The organism is Gramella sp. AN32, from assembly GCF_023718305.1.
GTDB classification, from domain to species: Bacteria; Bacteroidota; Bacteroidia; order Flavobacteriales; family Flavobacteriaceae; genus Christiangramia; species Christiangramia antarctica.
Map to the genome: position 1 here is coordinate 22,024 of NZ_QEYO01000027.1, position 16,010 is coordinate 38,033.

General features: G+C 36.0%; 17 protein-coding genes. 10 read left to right on the forward strand and 7 right to left on the reverse strand.

Annotation, left to right across the window (positions count from 1 at the left end):
* Positions 1–975 precede the first annotated feature (975 nt).
* The 3 genes from DHD80_RS19145 to DHD80_RS19155 all read left to right on the forward strand — a co-directional run bounded on the left by DHD80_RS19145 (position 976) and on the right by DHD80_RS19155 (position 5,251).
* A complete protein-coding gene (locus DHD80_RS19145) occupies positions 976–1,569 on the forward strand; it encodes a TlpA disulfide reductase family protein (RefSeq protein WP_251743080.1) in 594 nt (197 codons plus the stop codon).
* A gap of 104 nt (positions 1,570–1,673) precedes the next feature.
* Positions 1,674–3,749 carry a thioredoxin family protein gene (locus tag DHD80_RS19150; RefSeq protein ID WP_251743081.1) on the forward strand — a complete coding sequence of 692 codons (2,076 nt, stop codon included), beginning with the start codon at positions 1,674–1,676 and terminating at the stop codon, positions 3,747–3,749.
* A 74-nt stretch (positions 3,750–3,823) separates the two neighbouring features.
* Positions 3,824–5,251 carry a 5'-nucleotidase C-terminal domain-containing protein gene (locus DHD80_RS19155; RefSeq protein ID WP_251743082.1) on the forward strand — a complete coding sequence of 476 codons (1,428 nt, stop codon included), beginning with the start codon at positions 3,824–3,826 and terminating at the stop codon, positions 5,249–5,251.
* Positions 5,252–5,302: 51 nt separating this feature from the next.
* Here the strand turns inward: DHD80_RS19155 and DHD80_RS19160 are convergent, their stop codons facing one another.
* Positions 5,303–5,830: a DsrE family protein gene (locus tag DHD80_RS19160; RefSeq protein WP_251743083.1), complete on the reverse strand. Its 528-nt coding sequence runs from the start codon at positions 5,828–5,830 to the stop codon at positions 5,303–5,305.
* A gap of 22 nt (positions 5,831–5,852) precedes the next feature.
* Positions 5,853–7,376: a bifunctional UDP-sugar hydrolase/5'-nucleotidase gene (locus tag DHD80_RS19165; protein ID WP_251743084.1), complete on the reverse strand. Its 1,524-nt coding sequence runs from the start codon at positions 7,374–7,376 to the stop codon at positions 5,853–5,855.
* Between the two features lie 251 nt (positions 7,377–7,627).
* Here DHD80_RS19165 and DHD80_RS19170 point away from each other — a divergent pair, with 251 nt between their 5' ends.
* Positions 7,628–8,659: a c-type cytochrome gene (locus tag DHD80_RS19170; protein WP_251743085.1), complete on the forward strand. Its 1,032-nt coding sequence runs from the start codon at positions 7,628–7,630 to the stop codon at positions 8,657–8,659.
* Positions 8,656–10,011, forward strand: coding sequence for an OprD family outer membrane porin (locus tag DHD80_RS19175; protein ID WP_251743086.1), 1,356 nt, complete (start codon positions 8,656–8,658; stop codon positions 10,009–10,011). Before DHD80_RS19170 ends, DHD80_RS19175 begins: the two co-directional genes overlap by 4 nt.
* A gap of 74 nt (positions 10,012–10,085) precedes the next feature.
* Here DHD80_RS19175 and DHD80_RS19180 read toward each other — a convergent pair whose 3' ends face one another.
* The 5 genes from DHD80_RS19180 to DHD80_RS19200 form a co-directional block, all read right to left on the reverse strand.
* Complete coding sequence (locus DHD80_RS19180) at positions 10,086–10,286, reverse strand: SHOCT domain-containing protein (protein ID WP_251743087.1); 201 nt, start codon at positions 10,284–10,286, stop codon at positions 10,086–10,088.
* A 2-nt stretch (positions 10,287–10,288) separates the two neighbouring features.
* A complete protein-coding gene (locus DHD80_RS19185; protein ID WP_251743088.1) occupies positions 10,289–10,870 on the reverse strand; it encodes a DUF4175 domain-containing protein in 582 nt (193 codons plus the stop codon).
* A 95-nt stretch (positions 10,871–10,965) separates the two neighbouring features.
* Positions 10,966–12,612, reverse strand: a complete 1,647-nt coding sequence (locus DHD80_RS19190; protein ID WP_251743089.1) for a multicopper oxidase domain-containing protein — start codon at positions 12,610–12,612, stop codon at positions 10,966–10,968.
* 13 nt (positions 12,613–12,625) lie between these two features.
* The gene (locus DHD80_RS19195) at positions 12,626–13,096 is read right to left on the reverse strand and encodes a DUF302 domain-containing protein (protein ID WP_251743090.1); all 471 of its coding nucleotides are present in this window, start codon (positions 13,094–13,096) and stop codon (positions 12,626–12,628) included.
* Between the two features lie 18 nt (positions 13,097–13,114).
* On the reverse strand, positions 13,115–13,501 hold the full coding sequence (locus tag DHD80_RS19200) for a DUF302 domain-containing protein (protein WP_251743091.1): 387 nt from the start codon (positions 13,499–13,501) through the stop codon (positions 13,115–13,117).
* Between the two features lie 142 nt (positions 13,502–13,643).
* On the opposite strand from DHD80_RS19200, the gene DHD80_RS19205 reads away from it, so the two are divergent.
* From DHD80_RS19205 to DHD80_RS19225, 5 genes are all read left to right on the forward strand, one after another.
* Positions 13,644–14,018 (forward strand): hypothetical protein, encoded by a 375-nt coding sequence (locus DHD80_RS19205; RefSeq protein ID WP_251743092.1) that lies wholly within the window; start codon positions 13,644–13,646, stop codon positions 14,016–14,018.
* A gap of 68 nt (positions 14,019–14,086) precedes the next feature.
* Positions 14,087–14,494: a DoxX family membrane protein gene (locus DHD80_RS19210; protein ID WP_251743093.1), complete on the forward strand. Its 408-nt coding sequence runs from the start codon at positions 14,087–14,089 to the stop codon at positions 14,492–14,494.
* A complete protein-coding gene (locus DHD80_RS19215) occupies positions 14,491–14,913 on the forward strand; it encodes a DsrE family protein (protein WP_251743094.1) in 423 nt (140 codons plus the stop codon). The genes DHD80_RS19210 and DHD80_RS19215 overlap by 4 nt, the downstream gene beginning before the upstream one ends.
* Positions 14,914–15,095: 182 nt before the next feature.
* Positions 15,096–15,437, forward strand: a complete 342-nt coding sequence (locus DHD80_RS19220) for a hypothetical protein (RefSeq protein ID WP_251743095.1) — start codon at positions 15,096–15,098, stop codon at positions 15,435–15,437.
* 206 nt (positions 15,438–15,643) lie between these two features.
* The coding region (locus tag DHD80_RS19225; RefSeq protein WP_251743096.1) for an efflux RND transporter permease subunit at positions 15,644–16,010 on the forward strand (367 nt) is incomplete at its 3' end.

A 16,010-nucleotide genomic window follows, 5' to 3' on the forward strand; every position in this document is an offset into this window, starting at 1 on the left:
TAAATAAAATTGAAATGAACCTGTGGTTTATTTTAGACAAAGAAAAGGATAGGGTGTCTTGTAAAATATGACCAAAGTCAGGTTTTAGAAACTTTTAAACTAAGCAGGAATTAAGTACACAACTTTAAAAGTTAATCCATTTCGAATATTGAAACGATAAAATTCAGGTTATAATATTCTTGTAATTATTTTACAAACTCGTACAAAATATATCTATCCTCTCGTCTGGTAAAACCACTTGTTTATGCCAGTAATTTTGAGAATAGTAAAGTCCTAAAATTGTATGTAGCTAGGTTACATGTGCTGATAGCCTCCAATGAATATATTATGGTCTAAACCTAAAGAGGAGTTTTGGAAAAGATGCCCTATAGGTATTCAAATGAATATTAACGTATAATTCAGGCTTGGCCCAGAGTCGTGTAACAAATGTTACTTTGTGAGATAATTTCTTTCATTACTTTTGAGTTTCATGAATTTACGATCATACATAGCTATAATTCTTGCCCTTATAATGTTCGGCAAGTTAATTGCCTTGGATTCCAACATCCTTGGGGAAGTCGTAAATTCCGACCAAGTTAGTTACGTAAAGAAAAAATGTGATTTATCTTCTCATAAAAAGTCTGGAGAGGTTAAATTCAACCAGGCTCATGAGGGTATTCAAATTACCTTTCATTCATTTTGTAATTCGGTTTTTCAACTGGAAAAACAGCCAGATGAAAAAAAGGTTCTTCCGCTGAATTTTAAAAGTAATTTCAAACAAATCTTTGCAGAAACTAAGGCATTTACCTACAAATTTGTTCCCCCTCCTAAATTATCCTGATTTTTTAAAAGGTTCATTTAACTGAACTACAAATTCTTATTTATGAAGCTGGAATAATCAGCTTCTAATCTAATTATATAATCAGGCAATAGACCTTCTGGAATGTGTTTAAAATATTTTAAACATATCGGGTTATTGCATTTAAAAATTTAGTGATGAATAAAAAAGTAAAGAAAAATCTTCTCGAATATGGTATTACAGGAACGCTTATACTCACCTTGTTTCTAACCGGTTTACATACAGAAGTTTTTGGTTTTGTACAAAGGGGGATTCTTAAAACCGGGTTAATGGATCCAGATGTAGAGACCAAAGCAACATCTATGGAGCAATCGAAAAGACCAAAAGCCGATTTTAATATGAGCCTTATCAATTCTAAGGGTGAACGTGTAGAAATGGAAGAATTTAGGGGGAAAGTCATTTTCTTTAATATGTGGGCGACCTGGTGTCCCCCTTGCGTGGCAGAAATGCCTGGTATCAATAATATGTACAATGATATAAAAGGTGGGGAAGTTGCCTTTATTATGCTTTCATTAGATAATGATTTTCAAAAAGCCATAGATTTTAATAAAAGAAAAGGCTATGATTTTGAAGTATATAAATTAGCCGGGAACCTGCCTCCAATGTATACTTCTCAGGCAATCCCGACTACTTACGTCATAGATGCAGATGGGAACCTGGCTTTAACCCATCAGGGAATGGGAGATTATGATAGTGAAGAATTCAAAGAATTTCTGGACGATCTTAATTAAGCTGAAGGTCAATCTATAAAATTCCCCGACGGCTTAGCCTCGGGGTTTCCTCTTCACCTCTCCCTCGGGAGATTTTTTCTAATTCTTTAAAATTCAATTCCCTTATGAGATTTATTAAATCCTTAACGCTCTACCTGATCGTTTTTATCACGTCCCTATCAGGCTATGGACAAGTGATGGATCCACCCAATTGGCAAATTTCTGCAGATAAAGAAAATCCAGTGCCGGGAGATACCATAGTAATTAGTTTTAAAGCAGACATACCTATAGACTGGTATTTATATTCCAGTGACTTTGATCCCGACCTGGGACCTATGATTACTGAAATTAATTTTGGTAAAAATGAAGGTTATGAAGTCATGGGTGATCTCATTCCAGTTGGTTCCAAAGAGAAATATGATGAATTATGGGGAGGTAAGTACACCTATTTTACGGGTACAGCTGAATTTCAACAGCGTATAAAGCTTATAAAAACTGAAGCGGTAGTTGAAGCCGTAGCAACTTATCAAATCTGTTCCGATGTAACTGGACAGTGTATTCCTTTTGAAACAGATGTGTTTTGGAAGAACAATGAAGGATCTCTGGGAGGCCAAAGTACAAATGCAGGTAAAGATGCTGGTGGTGCACCCACCAAAGATTTAAAATCTTTTAAAAATGAGTTTAAAGTTGAAGAGAAGGAGGAAGGCGGGGCTTTCCTTCTTACCTTTTTTCTCCTCTCTTTTGGTGCAGGAATGGCAGCGCTACTCACTCCCTGTGTTTTTCCAATGATTCCCATGACGGTAACGTATTTCACAAAATCAAATGGTAGCCGGGTCAATGGAATAAGCCAGGCCTTACTATATGGTTTTTCGATTATTTTAATTTATACATTAATCGGAACAGTGTTCTCTTTGTTTTTTGGAGCCGACTTTGCTAATTTTCTCAGCACCCATTGGCTACCTAATTTATTCTTCTTTGCCGTTTTCCTGTTATTTGCATTATCTTTTTTTGGTTTATTTGAAATTCGATTACCAAACTCTTTTGTAAATAGAATAGATGCTCAATCCAACAAAGGTGGGATCTTAGGAATATTCTTTATGGCCTTTACGTTGGTATTGGTTGGTTTTAGTTGTACCGGTCCTATTGCCGGCACAATTCTATTACAAGCTGCTAACGGAGAGACGATAAAACCATTAGTGGGAATGTTGGGCTTCTCATTAGCTTTTGCACTTCCCTTTACATTATTAGCCATCTTTCCGCAGTGGTTAAAATCTTTGCCAAAAAGCGGAAGCTGGCTTAATACCGTTAAAGTGGTGCTAGGTTTTGTAGAACTGGCATTGGCTCTTAAATTTTTAAGTATAGTAGATCAGGTTTACCACTGGGAATTTCTAGATCGTGATATTTATTTGGCTCTTTGGATTGTAATTTTTGCGTTTTTAGGATTCTACTTATTGGGTAAAATTCAATTTCCACATGAAAAGAAAACTGAAACCACGTCTGTATATAGGGTGGTTGCTGCTATATTAATTTTTAGCTTTGTGGTTTATTTGATCCCCGGATTATTCGGGGCACCATTAAAACCTCTCGCAGGCTATTTACCACCAATGAGCAGCCAAAATTTTAGCATGCAGGCTTCAATTCCGGGCTTAGAGAATAAAGACGATAGCAATATCACAAATTGTGGAATTCCGAAATATGATAATCTTTTGAAATTACCTCACAATATCCAGGGATATTTTGATTACGACCAGGCCTTGGAATGTGCCCAAAAACAAAATAAACCTTTATTTATTGACTTTACGGGACATGGCTGTGTTAATTGCCGTGAAATGGAAGCCACAGTGTGGAGTGATCCCAAGGTTTTGAAACGTCTAAAAAATGATTATGTGGTAGTGGCATTATATGTAGATGAAAAAACAGAATTACCGGAATCTGAATGGTATGTTTCACGCCATGATCAAAAAGTTAAAAAGACAATAGGTAAACAGAATTTGGACTTTATGATCCAAAAGCTGAATGCCAATGCGCAACCTTATTATACCTTGGTTGACACTAAGGGCTCTTTATTGAGTGCACCAAAAGGTTATGATCTAAATGTTGAAAATTTTGTTGAATTTTTAGACAATGGTTTAAAGGAATTCGATGCAAGACAAGGAAATAATATGGCTTCTACCGGGATAATTCAGAAAAAAAAGGAATAAAAATACAGTATAGCGAGTATACTGATTACTTAAATTTTTTGGGATACACACTATACACCTCAAATGTAGATATTATGAAATTAAATATTTTATTTATAAACGATGTACATGGTTACATCGCCCCACATCCCGAATTATTTTATAATGAAACAGGACAAGTGGTGGAAACTGCTGGTGGCTATGCATATATTGCCGGGTACGTGGAGGAAATTCGTAAAGCAAACCCCAATACGTTGTTCTTTGATGGGGGAGATACCCTGCACGGCACCAAACCCCTGGTAGATTCTGACGGCAAAGCCGTCGTACCCATTTTAAATGCTTTAAAACTTGATGCACTTGTAGGGCATTGGGACTTTGCTTATGGTCCTGATCGATTAAAAGATTTAGATAGGCAATTGGATTTTCCCGTATTGGGCTGTAACGTATATTCAGAAGATGGATCAAATTTTTTACAGCCCACTGCTATGTATGAAAAGGCAGGTCTTAAAATTGGAGTGATAGGGATTTGTGCAATGATTGTAGATAAAGTGATGCCCGAAAAGATGAGTAAAGGCCTAAAGTTTACATCCGGTTTGGATGAGATACCACAACATATAAAAAATCTAAAAGCTAAGGGGTCTGATATAATAATCTTGCTTTCCCATAATGGATTTCCACAGGATGTTGAACTCTTGAAAAAGGTGGAAGGTATTGATATTTGCCTGAGTGCCCATACTCATAATAGAATTTATAAATCCATTGAGATCAATGGTACACGTGTAGTACAATGCGGTTGCCACGGCGCATTTGTGGGTAACTTCACCCTTGAAGTAGAAGATAAAAAGATTAAAGGTTACGATTACGAACTTGTTAAAATGGATGCTACATTACCAAAAAATACTGAAGTGGATGCTATGGTTCAAAACATTTTAAAACCATATCACCAGATGAGGACCGTTACTTTAGGCATTACGACCGAGATTTTACATCGTTACAACACCATAAATTCCACCTTGGACGAATTATTACTTAGTGCAATTGCCCATAGTACAAAAACGGAAATTGCCTTTTCAAACGGCTGGCGCTACGGTTCACCCATTCCAAAGGGAAATATTACTGAGAATGATTTATATAATATCGTCCCAATGAATCCTCCTGTTTCCACAGTAGAGCTTACAGGAGCAGAAATTAAGGAAATGCTGGAAGAAAATCTGGAGCGTACCTTTTGTTGTAATCCCTTAGGCCAAATGGGGGGATATGTAAAACGTTGTTTAGGATTACAAGTGAATTTTCGCATTGAAAATCCTAAAGGGCATCGCATTCAGGAAATATATTTTAAAAGCGAACACATTCATTTTGAAAAAACCTACAAAGTGGGGTTTGTTACAACGCAAGGTGTTGCTGGTAAGTATGGTAAAAATAGAAAAAGACAGGAGCAAAAGGCCGTAGCAGCTATGAAGGATTATTTAAAGAAAAATCCAGTTTTTACACCTAGCAAAATAGGAAGTTATAGGTTGGTTTGAATGAGCGTTTTTAGAAGAAACTCAATTTATACACCGTAAAGATTCCTAAAACTAAGGAATCAGGGTATAACCTTTTAACTGATAATTTGGTAATACCGTTAAAGCCGAAAGGGCCCGTTGAACATATTCATTTATATCTTCTTTCTCAATGTCCCGGGAGGCTGTAGCTTGTCCGCAAACGAAAATTGTTATCCCATTTTCATTTAATAGCTTCAATAATTCTATGTTCGGGTTTTGGGTTTTAAACCGCTCGTGATACTTTTCATTAGTAAGTACTGCATAAGTTGCCTCTCCATGTAAAACCGCAACAATATCTATCTTTTCATTAGCTACGCTTCCTGCTTTCAACAAATTAAGGGTACGGGCAATTTTCCATAACCCCACATTAACACCCTCTTTCTCCTTTTCACTATCAATATTAAAAATCATTTTATAGGTTAGGGAAGTGTCGGGTAATTCGGCTGCATCTTCATAATATTTGATCTTTCCATAGCCTTCTATAGCAGGAGTTTGCCATTCTTGTGCTGTCATTTGTAAACTGCTTATTAATATTATAATAAAACTTATAGTGCTTTTCATATGAAACTTTTTTAAAAAGTAATTATTTATTCACCCTAACTTCTCCCATATTTTCAGGAAAATCAAGTTTAGCCATTTTCCGGAATGTATCTAATATAAATTCAGTAAGCACAATATCGGTCTTTTTAATATTAGTGCCTTTTGCAAATTCTACATAATTATGGATCCCGTTTAACATACCGGAATGTGTGGCCACTTTATATACCTCGTTATCTACGATAGCACTATTTTTAATTTTAACATCCGATACCCTTTTTCCAATCGGTTTTGAAAGATCTAAATGATAATGAATGCCCGAAGACTGGATTAGGCCTCCTACAATATCCATTTTATTTTCCGGCTTTAAATTTGTAGCCGTTTGCTCTAATGTTTTTCTTATTTGCTCTCCGGTCATTTCCAGGGTGACAACCTTGGCGGGATGGGGGAGCAATTTGTAGATATCCTCACTGGTAATATTTTCATTCAAGGAAATTCCATAACCCACCCCGGGTAGAAAAGCCACATCAGTTTTGAAATTGTTCCTCATCAATGTAGTCACTACTTTATCAAAAGGGCTTTCAGATTTGTATTGTCTTCCAATTACCGTATCGGTTTTGGTGATTTTTTCTTCGAGTTGCGATATATATGGTTTACGCAGTTCTTTCACTAGTTTTTCCAGTTCTTCATCTGCTGTATAAGTATCATGCCATAAATAATGATATTTGGTATTGATACCAGACAGTTTTTTATTGGTAATTAGCAGTTCCGTTTCACCCAATACTGCGGCATCAGATAAAGCCTGTACGACATAAGTATGGTTTATTTTAATAGGCGGTTCAATCACATCATGGCTGTGGGCCCCAATGATTAAATCTATCCCATTTATTTTTTCAGCAATAATTTTATCTACAGCCATACCTTCATGAGAAAGCAAAATAATGATATCGGTTTTATCTTTCAATTCAGGAAGATATTTTTGAACTGCTTCTATACCCTTAATAAATTGCAGGCCTTCGATATTTTTTGAGTTTCCGGTTAAAGGGGTATTCCTATATCCTATGGGTAGCACACCAATTTTTAAATCTCCTCTTTCCAATACTAGGTAAGGATCTTTAAATATTGGGTTCCCTGTCTTCTGATCTGTTATGTTGGCTGCACGCATGGGAAAATTAGCTATTTGGTCAAGTTCACGGGTCCTTTCCAGGCTATAATCAAAATCATGATTTCCCAGTACCATCAAAGCATAATTTAACTCGTTCATCATACGAACCATCGCTTCACCTTTAGTTAGGTTCCCCAATTGGTCATCACTAAAAGTATCCCCGCCATCAAACAGGATGACATGATCATTGCCTTTTTCTTTTCTAATTGAATTTACCACGGTTGCTATCCGAGCAATTCCACCTATTTTAGCCTCTTTTTCAAACCTCATTAGATTATCAATAGAATCTCCGGTTTGAGCGGTGGCATTATCTAAAGTAGTTTGAAAAGGCATATAAGAGCCATGCATATCATTGGTGTGCAATACCGAAACTCTTTTAATTTTATCCGTATTTTCAGAATTCATTGTTGATGTGTTTTTGGTTGCTTTACACCCGGTGAGCAACGTTATAAAAGACATTATACCGAAAACTGATAATTTAAGTGGTGACCTCATATTCATTTTGAAAAAATATTTAAAATATTCGAAAATAGGGTCTCTTTGCCTAACCTCTTGTAACATTTGTTACATAGTAATTTAAATGTATGCTTTAGGTTTGAAAATTATTCATGAATATCCTGTAAACTATATATATCTAATACTTTTTAATTTACCCTATGAAAGAATTTAGGTCTCTGATAAAATCAATTGCTTATTTCTTCATTTCCTTAATTGCTCTTATCGTTATACTGTTCACCGGTATCTTTCTATTTGATACGAATCCTTCCTTATTTAGAAAAAATGAAATTTCTGAAAAAAACTGGCAACCCAAAGATATTGAAGCAGAGTTAGCCTCTGGTTTTATACCTGCAGAAGTAAAGTATGGATATCAGCTAATTGCAGAATCCTCAAAATATATGGGGCCTATGGCCGAAGATGCCGATATGCGTTATGCCGGAAACAACCTTGCTTGTATGAATTGCCATTTGCAAGCGGGCACCCAACCGGGTTCAGCTTCCTGGGTAGGTGTTACAAATCGCTTTCCACAATTCCGGGGAAGATCAAATAAAGAAGGAACTATTGAAGACAGGATAAACGGTTGTATGCAACGAAGTATGGATGGGGATAAACTTCCCATAGAATCCCGGGAAATGAAATCTATCGTGGCTTATATGGAGTGGCTGGGTGAAGGTTTACCCGAGGAAAGGGAGAAAGAATTTAAGGGTTTCCCTAAAATCAATATTCCTGATGTTGCAGTTGACCACGAAAAAGGTAAAGCACTTTTTACTAAAGAGTGTGCGGTTTGCCATGGAGAAAACGGACAGGGTCAGCGATTCGCAGATCCCACTAAAGGATATCAATATCCTCCGCTTTGGGGCCAAGACAGTTATAATAATGGTGCAGGAATGCACCGGGTCATTACTGCAGCTCAATTTATTAAAGGAAATATGCCTTTTGGCCAGGCCACCTGGGATAATCCTAAATTGAGTGATGAAGAGGCTTACCACTTAGCCGGCTATATCAATAGCTTTGATCGTCCTCAGAAAAGTAATTTAGAAAAAGATTACCCGGACTTAAAATTGAAACCGGTTTCAACCCCATACGGACCATGGGCAGATAATTTCTCTGAAACCCAACATAAATATGGCCCATTTCCACCCATTATGGAATACTACCAACAGGAGTACGGCCTAACAAAAAATAAATGATAAAATACTATTCTTCTCTAATATTACTGGTTTTATTAACTCCCTCTGCTTTAATTTCTCAAGAAATAATAGAAGAAAAAAAGCGTAGCATTCTTTCCGGCCAGTTGCGTGCCTACTATATGAATACTTTTAATAAAGGATCTTTAAAGGATTTTACAGCATTAGCACTAGGAGGGAAGCTAAAATATCAATATATCCCGAATGAAAACTTAGAGTTTGGGATTGCGGTTTATAATTCTACCAATCTTGGAATACAGGATTTAACAGTTCCTGATATGCAAACGGGAAAATTAAGTAGGTATGAGGAAGGCCTTTTTGACCGCCTAAATTTAGAAAACAAGGCTATATTTTTAATTGGCGAACTCTATGCTAATTATAAATTTCAGCAACACGAATTCAGCTTTGGGAGAATGAAAATTAAATCACCTTTGGTAAATCCGGAAGATGGAAGGATGATCCCAAGTCTTTTTCAAGGCTTACGTTACCAATATGAACCTAATAAAAACACACATTTTCAGGCAGGTATATTTAATGCGGCAGCACCCAGATCTACAGGAGAGTTTTATGGGATTGGAGAAAGTATCGGCACTTATGCGGTTGGCAGGGACTGGATCGGCGATCCTGCCCAATATGCAAATAATACAGATTCGGATTTTCTTTTTATTGCAAATGCGAACTTTAAAATCACAGAGAATTCAAGCATTGAAACCTGGAATTATTTTATAGATAATGTCTCCAATTCCTTTTATCTGAAACCGAAAATAAATATCACCGAAAAAGTTAACCTGGAAATGGAATGGCTGCATCAAAATAAAATTGGGGAAGGGGGAAATTCGATAGATTCTTTGCGTTATTTTAAAGCGAATTCCGCAGATATTTTGGGTGTGAAAGTAAAATATAATTGGAACGATAATTCCTCTATTTCGTTAGGGTATGATAGGATCCTTCCGCATGGGCAGTTTATTTTTCCGCGTGAATGGGGAAGGGAATTCTTATTCAGTTTCCAAAAGAGGGAGCGTAGTGAAGGATCCGCAGATAACCATGCTTTAATAATGTATTATGATGATACATTTACCCTAGGTGATCCTGAATCAAAAATTAACACAGTTCTTAGTATAGGTCATCAATGGAAACCTTCAGTTTTAGATCCCAAATCCAATAAATATGCGGTGCCAGATTATACCCATATAAATCTTGATTTATTTTTCTCCTTTAAGAAATTGAAAAACCTTAAACCGGAGCTCTTGTTTGTGACCAAATTCGCAAATGGGGATTTTCCCAACAACCCCAATTTTTATTTAAATAAAACCGATTTATTTCATGTGGATTTAATCTTGAACTATAATTTTTAAAAAGGGTCAGATTTAAAAAAAAATCTAACCCCTTCTGTTTTCTAAAATTATTCTAAGCTGTAAAGCGTACCTATTTATTTTTTATCAAGAAGAGTTTCTTTTTGATTTTCAAATTCCTCTTTGGTTATTTCACCTTTAGCATATCTTTCTTTTAATATATGTATGGGCCTCTCATCATTTTTCTCCAATGGTCTGTTTTTATTTTTAACAGTATAAAAGAGCATTACCAGAACAACAAGAAGGCCAAAACCTATAATCCACCACCACATCATCATGATTATTCGTGTTTATGATTTTCTGAATTGGATTTTTTCTCTTTCATCTTGGACATAATTTTCTCTTTCATTTCCGGATTATCCATCATTTTGTCCATCATCGCATCCATCATTTCTGGATTCTCTTTCATTCTTTGCATCATCTTTTCTTTCATTTCTTTTTGCATTTCCTGGTTTTCATGCATTTTGTCCATGAGCATTTTTCTGCTTTCAGGAGTTTTCAACATTTTTTCAATCATCATGGATTGCATTTTTTCTTTCATCTCAGGATTTTCTTCCATCATTTTTTGCATATGAGATTTCATTTTCTCCTTCATCTCGGGATTATTTTCCATCATCCCTTTCATTTTTCCTGATTCCATCATTTGCATATGGTTTTGCATCATTATTTTCCTAGCACCTTCATCTTGCTGCGCCAGGTCTATAAATTCTCTGAATTGATCTGGATTTGAAATTATTTCCTGATATACAGCCGCTCGATTGTTTTGAAGTTCCATGGTCTCAGAGGCATTAAAAGTTGATTTACAACTAACAACTGCACCCATTATACCGATAACCATTAAGGTTTTTAAAATTGTTCTCATTTTATTATGTATTTAGTTTAAAATTAGTCTTATGATCTTCTCAATTTTTTAACCTATTGAAAAAGTCTTCATTATAAATAATAATTTCTTCTATTCTATTCAATTTTATAGTTTCTCATCATTCCCATATCCTCATGTTCAAGATTATGACAATGATAAACGAAGAGGCCTTTAAAATCTGAAAAACGCATGATAATTTTAATTTTCATACCAGGCATTAATAGTACTGTATCCTGCCAGCCTTCGTCAATAATACCTTCCCTAATAGAATTCCATACATTGATATCCATTTCGGAAGTATCACGTTCCAAAATATTGAATTGTACCTGATGTATATGAATGGGGTGGGGCATCTGCATCATATTACCCATTCCGCCACCCTTATTTCCACGTCCCATCATTCCACCATTACCCATCATACCGCCACCACCCATCATTTTTCCTCCTCTATTGGAAAGCTGCCATATTTCGGTGGTATTTATTTTTACTATTTCCTCTTCAGCTACATCCGTCGTTTCCCACGTCCTGCCGTTTATGGTCCATTGCATCCCCTGCATAAAGAAATTAAATTCCCTGGGATTATTTTGATTAATTGCAGTTGTTGGATCCAATTTATTGTAGGGAATAAGTTTTTCAGGGAGTAAATACTCATTCGATCCACTCTTGTTCAATTTAATTTTAAAAAGACTGTATTCAGACCCTAATGGCAGATGACTATTGCTTCCACCCATCATTCCGCCATTCATCATTCCTCCCATCATCCCGCTTTCAAATTCCAGGCTTTTTAATTCAAGTTCCTCTCCTTGCTTTTTATTTTTTAAATCCAGCCATATATCTATTCTTTTTGCGGGAGCCAGTATTACATAAGGCATTGTTTTGGTTCGTTCCAGGATACTGCCATCAATACCTATTACTTTTAGGGGTTCTCCGTTATGCCAGGCAAGTTTGTAAATTCGCGAATTCGAACCATTTAGAATCCTTAGCCTGTAATTGCATCCTGCTTTTAGGGATAATTCTTGTTCCGGCCTACCGTTCACAAAGATTCTATCACCCAAAAACCCCATCATGCTGTCCATTCTTCCCCCGTCAAGATAAACCAATTGATTATCGGTATCAATACTACGGTCCTGAATGACCACCGGTAGATCAAATTCATCCTTGGGAAGACCTAAATTCTCTTCTTCTCCATCTGATACCAGCAACATGCCAGCAAGTCCATTGTAAACCTGCTCGCCGGTTTTTCCATGTGGATGGGGATGAAACCAGTAGGTTCCTGCTCGGTTCATTACTTCGTATTCGTAAACATACGTTTGACCCTCCGAGATAATATTTTTTGGATGTCCATCATATTCTTCTGGTACATGCATGCCATGCCAATGCACAATACTTTTCTGGGGCAGTTCATTTTTAAAACGTACCCGTATTTTTTGACCTTTGCGCACTTTTATTATGGGCCCCAGATAACTATTAGGAATTTGCCGAAGGCTGTCAGGGTTCCCCTTTATCAATTCGCTCCCAAAAGCCCAGCATTGTGTTTTTTCCCCTTCAAACAGACCGATTTCAATTTCCCTAGCAATGAGTTTAATATCCAGATCGGGTTGAAAATTAGGATTCATTTTTAATGGGTCGCTATTGTTTTTCTCATTAGCACAGGACTGAAATAATGGCCAGGCGATAAGCATAGATGCTCCAGCACATCCCAGTTTTATAAAATTTCTTCTATCATTTTTTTTAATAACCATATCTAAATGTACTTTACAATTGCATCTGCTGCTGATCAATTTCTGATAGAATCTCCTTTAGGGTTTTTGTTATGTTTACTGCTATTTCAGCTAATTCCTTGTTTTTTGTTGCAGCCCAGGTAACTGTGGCATCCTCAATAGAAACTTCAATGATACCCTGATCTACTTCTTTTACTGTTATGGAGCAGGGCAAAAAAATACCACTTTGAATATCGGCAGAGAGTACGTTGGCAGCGGTTTCAGTATTACAAGTTGATAGAATAACATGCGGGGACATAGTCTTAACATCCTCCTTTAAATATTCATCCAAGTTCAATTCCAGAAGTATATCAAAATTCCTTTTTTTCAATGCTCCTTTTATATTATTCAAAATTTCAGAAAAAGGTTGGGAGCCATATCGCTGGCTAATACAATAGGTTGTTCTACGACTTTCAGTATAATCCTGGTTCTTGATTTCTTTTTTGGCCTGATTTTCTCTTTTCATTTTCCAATAATTAAAAGTTTAGATCTGGCTTATCACTTTTTCTAACTTATCTCCAATTTCTGTGGCGATCTCTTCTAAATTTTTGTTTTGCACAGCCTGCATGGATGCCATAGGATTTACCGCGGCAACTTCAATTTTCCCATTTTCCAATTCCTGAACAATTACATTACACGGTAACATGGTTCCTATTTTATCTTCCGCTTTTAAAGCTTTATGCGCATAAGGAGCGTTGCAGGCGCCCAAAATTTGATATTTCTTAAAATCGATATCTAGTTTCTTTTTTAAGGTTGCCGTCACATCAATTTCTGTTAAAATCCCAAAGCCTTCTTTTTCCAGTTCATCAGTAACTTTTTTAATTACTTCCTCAAATTCTCCAGTGATCGTTTTATTAAAATAATATTTCATAACTCTTCTTTTTTATGTTTATGATTATTTCCATAAATATACGGCTATAGGAAGAGACCTTCAGTAACTATTGTTACACAAATCCAATGCATTATCCTTATGTAACAAAGGTTACATGGAGTAGAAATGAAAAATTATATATTTGAAAAATTCTATGCTGGGAAAGCAATACATAGCGATATTTCTCGTGATGGTTTTTTTAGGAAAACTAATCACTGTGGATACTGATATTCTCAGTGTGGTACTGGATGCTAATCAAGTAGTCCTTATAAATCCTTTCTGTGAAAAGAAAATTAATGATATTGAGGAAACGGGCGACCATTTGAAAACTCCTTCTCCGGTGCAAATACTGAAACTGGCCAGGACCTGTTCCAATAATTATCAGTTGGTTACCGAAAAAGAAATCCCTACAGTCTTCCCTTCCGATTATAAGCGATTTTTATATCGAAAACATCTGGTTATTAGTATCCATCCCAGAAAATTATATCCTCCTCCTAAATATTCAATAGCAATATAATTCAAAACTGGTTTTGGATCTGTATGTTATTTCCAGACCAAATTATTAACGATAACTTATTGAATTTAATGAAAGCAAAAATCTCTGTATCCTATAGATCGGTACAGCTATTTCGCATTTTACTCAGCGGAATTTTTTTAGTAGCGAGTTTTAACCATATTTTAAACCTGGAAAAGACACTAACGCGGATTGACCAGGCGAGATTCAAAGGAATTGCCTATTTCTTTGGTAACCCGGAGTACCTGGTTATTATATCTGGAGTGATAATGATGATCGCAGGCTTTTGTCTCCTAATTGGTTATAAAACCCGATGGGCAGCAATCGCTCTGGCAGCAGTTATTATCCCAATAACCTTAACCGTGCAGGTTGGACAGATTCATACTTTAGGCCCTCTTTTTAAAAACATTGCAATCTTGGGAGGCCTCCTATTTTTTATATTAAATGATATTCAAACGTTTCAAAAACAAGAACTATGAAAAAGCTAATTTTAGGTTTAACTATCCTAGCACTAACATTAACAAATACTCTAAATGCACAAACCTCTAAACAAGACCACCACGCACATAATTATGTGGTACTTACAAAAAAGATTCCCCAACTTCAGCCCATTATTTTAACGGCGGAGGCTTTGGCGAAAGAAGACGGAGAGAGTTTTGGTGATTTTCAGGTCATTATCTGTGGAAAAACTGTTGAAGACCTCACTGATAAGGAAATGATGAAAAGCTTTATTGAAAAAGCTAAAAAAGCCCACGTGAAAATTGTGGTGTGCGGCTTTTCTTTAAAAAAGTTCAAAGTCAATAAAGAAAATATCCCTGAGGAACTTGAAGTTGTGGACAATGGTATATTACACGATTTTCAACTTCAGAAGAAAGGCTATTTGAGTATAGAACTTTAAATATCCCAATACATCAATTTGGAATCCCCCTGTATTAGAAGAGCAGGGGGGATTTTTTTTAGGTTGAATTTTTACACTCTGTATTTGCTAAAAGTGGAAAAAAATATCATAAATTCGCAACCTTAGTAAACAACGCCTTGAAGCTATTTAGAAATATACTTTTTTTTGCAGCAGCCTTCATTATGATAGGTCACGACATCGTACCTCATATTGATGCTGAGTACGTTTCTAATGCTTCTGAAATAGGTCCACAACAAATTGCTCAAGAACATCTAGAGCTTGGCCATATTTTTGAGCACTTTCAGCATTCCTTGAATGAAAGAAGTTTAAAGTATGTAACGGGCACCGTTAAAAATCTAGATGTAAAAATTAAAATTTTTCAAAACTCGCCTTTAAATGTTCACATTGACAATCAAGAAATTTGGTTCGCGAATTTTGAAAAGCAACGTTTTCGGGATTATCCTATAATTCCATATTTTTCAGTATTACCTTCCCATACCCTTCGGGGACCTCCGTCTTGTTAATTTCTTAAGGTGATATATACTATTCAAGCTTCAACTGAACTTGATGATATTTATATCCCTATTTAGTTATGACATAATTCTTTGTTATAACTATTTCCCTAATTCATCTTTAGCATTAAAACTATATGCCTTTTTTTCAAGGGCCTATAAGGTCAGCTCTTGATGTTTTCCATTTTCGTTTTCCATCTTAAAATTCTTCTACTATAATGTTAGATAAAATCATTCAGTTTTCGATCAACAATAAACTTGTTGTCGGAATATTAACCTTATTCTTAATTGGTTGGGGAACCTATTCCTTAACACAATTACCCATAGATGCCGTACCGGATATTACGGATAATCAGGTAATGGTTATAACAGTTTCCCCTACCCTTGCAGCACAAGAAGTGGAGCAACTTGTTACATTTCCCGTTGAACAAACAATGGTAAGCATACCTGGCATAAATGATATGCGATCTTTTTCTCGTTTTGGGCTTTCCATTGTGACCATAGTATTTGAAGAAGATACTGATCTCTATTGGGCTCGACAGCAAGTTCAAGAACGCTTGTCATTGGCAGCAAAAGATATACCTG

What these genes read in the sequence shown, in the direction of transcription:
- DHD80_RS19145 (WP_251743080.1), top strand. Translation starts at nt 976, where the DNA reads ATGAATAAAAAAGTAAAGAAAAATCTTCTCGAATATGGTATTACAGGA.
- DHD80_RS19150 (WP_251743081.1), top strand. Translation starts at nt 1,674, where the DNA reads ATGAGATTTATTAAATCCTTAACGCTCTACCTGATCGTTTTTATCACG.
- DHD80_RS19155 (WP_251743082.1), top strand. Translation starts at nt 3,824, where the DNA reads ATGAAATTAAATATTTTATTTATAAACGATGTACATGGTTACATCGCC.
- DHD80_RS19160 (WP_251743083.1), bottom strand. Translation starts at nt 5,830, where the DNA reads ATGAAAAGCACTATAAGTTTTATTATAATATTAATAAGCAGTTTACAA.
- DHD80_RS19165 (WP_251743084.1), bottom strand. Translation starts at nt 7,376, where the DNA reads ATGAATTCTGAAAATACGGATAAAATTAAAAGAGTTTCGGTATTGCAC.
- DHD80_RS19170 (WP_251743085.1), top strand. Translation starts at nt 7,628, where the DNA reads ATGAAAGAATTTAGGTCTCTGATAAAATCAATTGCTTATTTCTTCATT.
- DHD80_RS19175 (WP_251743086.1), top strand. Translation starts at nt 8,656, where the DNA reads ATGATAAAATACTATTCTTCTCTAATATTACTGGTTTTATTAACTCCC.
- DHD80_RS19180 (WP_251743087.1), bottom strand. Translation starts at nt 10,286, where the DNA reads ATGATGATGTGGTGGTGGATTATAGGTTTTGGCCTTCTTGTTGTTCTG.
- DHD80_RS19185 (WP_251743088.1), bottom strand. Translation starts at nt 10,870, where the DNA reads ATGAGAACAATTTTAAAAACCTTAATGGTTATCGGTATAATGGGTGCA.
- DHD80_RS19190 (WP_251743089.1), bottom strand. Translation starts at nt 12,612, where the DNA reads ATGGTTATTAAAAAAAATGATAGAAGAAATTTTATAAAACTGGGATGT.
- DHD80_RS19195 (WP_251743090.1), bottom strand. Translation starts at nt 13,096, where the DNA reads ATGAAAAGAGAAAATCAGGCCAAAAAAGAAATCAAGAACCAGGATTAT.
- DHD80_RS19200 (WP_251743091.1), bottom strand. Translation starts at nt 13,501, where the DNA reads ATGAAATATTATTTTAATAAAACGATCACTGGAGAATTTGAGGAAGTA.
- DHD80_RS19210 (WP_251743093.1), top strand. Translation starts at nt 14,087, where the DNA reads ATGAAAGCAAAAATCTCTGTATCCTATAGATCGGTACAGCTATTTCGC.
- DHD80_RS19215 (WP_251743094.1), top strand. Translation starts at nt 14,491, where the DNA reads ATGAAAAAGCTAATTTTAGGTTTAACTATCCTAGCACTAACATTAACA.
- DHD80_RS19220 (WP_251743095.1), top strand. Translation starts at nt 15,096, where the DNA reads ATGATAGGTCACGACATCGTACCTCATATTGATGCTGAGTACGTTTCT.